The sequence below is a fragment of the Microbispora sp. NBRC 16548 genome, assembly GCF_030268985.1.
In the GTDB taxonomy this organism is placed as follows: domain Bacteria; phylum Actinomycetota; class Actinomycetes; order Streptosporangiales; family Streptosporangiaceae; genus Microbispora; species Microbispora catharanthi.
The window spans coordinates 1-2,085 of the sequence record NZ_BSSF01000050.1 but is presented as its reverse complement, the minus strand read 5'-3'; the positions used below and the strand labels follow the sequence as shown (position 1 = coordinate 2,085).

Below are 2,085 nucleotides of genomic sequence, written 5' to 3'. Positions count from 1 at the left end.
TCCGCGAGCGCATGACGACGCAGGACGTCGAGGCGATCACGCCGCAGACCCTGATCAACATCCGCCCGGTCGTGGCGTCGATCAAGGAGTTCTTCGGCACCTCGCAGCTGTCGCAGTTCATGGACCAGACGAACCCGCTGGCCGGCCTGACGCACAAGCGGCGTCTGTCCGCCCTCGGCCCGGGTGGTCTGTCGCGTGAGCGGGCCGGCTTCGAGGTCCGCGACGTGCACCCCTCGCACTACGGCCGCATGTGCCCGATCGAGACGCCGGAAGGCCCGAACATCGGTCTGATCGGCTCGCTGTCCTCCTACGGGCGGGTCAACTCGTTCGGCTTCGTCGAGACCCCGTACCGCCGCGTCGTCGACGGCCGGGTCACCGACGAGATCGACTACCTGACCGCGGACGAGGAGGACCGGCACGTCGTGGCGCAGGCCAACACGGCTCTGAACGCCGACGGCACCTTCGCCGAGACCCGCGTGCTCGCCCGCCGCAAGGGCGGCGAGTTCGAGGCCGTCCACCCGTCCGAGGTCAACTACATGGACGTCTCGCCGCGCCAGATGGTGTCGGTCGCGACCGCCATGATCCCGTTCCTCGAGCACGACGACGCCAACCGGGCGCTCATGGGTTCGAACATGCAGCGTCAGTCGGTGCCTCTGCTGAAGAGCGAGGCTCCGCTGGTCGGCACGGGTATGGAGTACCGTGCCGCGACCGATGCCGGTGATGTCATCACGGCCGAGAAGGCCGGTGTGGTGGAGGAGGTCTCCGCCGACTACATCACGGTGATGAACGACGACGGCACGCGGACGACGTATCGGGTCGCGAAGTTCAAGCGGTCCAACCAGGGCACCTGCTTCAACCAGAAGCCGATCGTGGCCGAGGGCGACCGGGTCGAGCAGGGTCAGGTCGTCGCCGACGGTCCGTGCACCGACAACGGTGAGATGGCGCTGGGCAAGAACCTGCTGGTGGCGTTCATGCCGTGGGAGGGCCACAACTACGAGGACGCGATCATCCTGTCCCAGCGTCTGGTGCAGGACGACGTGCTGTCGTCGATTCACATCGAGGAGCACGAGGTCGACGCCCGCGACACCAAGCTGGGGCCCGAGGAGATCACCCGGGACATCCCGAACGCCTCCGAGGACGCCCTGGCCGACCTGGACGAGCGGGGCATCATCCGGATCGGCGCCGAGGTGGTGACCGGTGACATCCTGGTGGGGAAGGTCACTCCCAAGGGTGAGACGGAGCTGACTCCCGAGGAGCGGCTGCTGCGTGCGATCTTCGGTGAGAAGGCGCGTGAGGTGCGTGACACCTCGTTGAAGGTGCCGCACGGTGAGTCCGGCAAGGTCATCGGGGTGCGGGTGTTCAGCCGGGAGGAGGGTGACGAGCTTCCTCCGGGTGTCAACGAGCTGGTGCGCGTGTACGTGGCGCAGAAGCGCAAGATCACCGATGGTGACAAGCTCGCCGGCCGTCACGGCAACAAGGGCGTCATCTCCAAGATCCTGCCGGTGGAGGACATGCCGTTCCTTGAGGACGGCACGCCGGTCGACATCGTCCTCAACCCGCTGGGTGTGCCCGGCCGGATGAACGTCGGCCAGGTGCTGGAGACCCATCTCGGGTGGATCGCCGCCCGCGGATGGGACGTCAGCGGCCTCGAGGAGGCCTGGGCCGAGCGCCTGCGCGACAAGGGCATGGACAGGGTCGAGCCCTGGACCAAGGTCGCCACGCCGGTGTTCGACGGCGCCCACGAGGAGGAGATCGTCGGCCTGCTCGACAACACCCTGCTCAACAGGGACGGCTCCCGCATGGTGGGGGAGAACGGCAAGGCGCGGCTGTTCGACGGCCGCTCCGGCGAGCCGTTCCCGCACCCGATCTCGGTGGGCTACATCTACATCCTGAAGCTGCTGCACCTGGTCGACGACAAGATCCACGCTCGCTCGACCGGTCCGTACTCGATGATCACGCAGCAGCCGCTGGGTGGTAAGGCGCAGTTCGGCGGCCAGCGCTTCGGCGAGATGGAGGTGTGGGCTCTGGAGGCCTACGGCGCGGCGTACGCGCTGCAGGAGCTGCTGACGATCAAGTCCGACGACG

General features: G+C 67.5%; 1 protein-coding gene. It reads left to right on the top strand.

The features are described from left to right. The coding region (gene rpoB / locus QSK36_RS42955) for a DNA-directed RNA polymerase subunit beta (RefSeq protein WP_285786428.1) at positions 1-2,085 on the top strand (2,085 nt) is incomplete at both ends.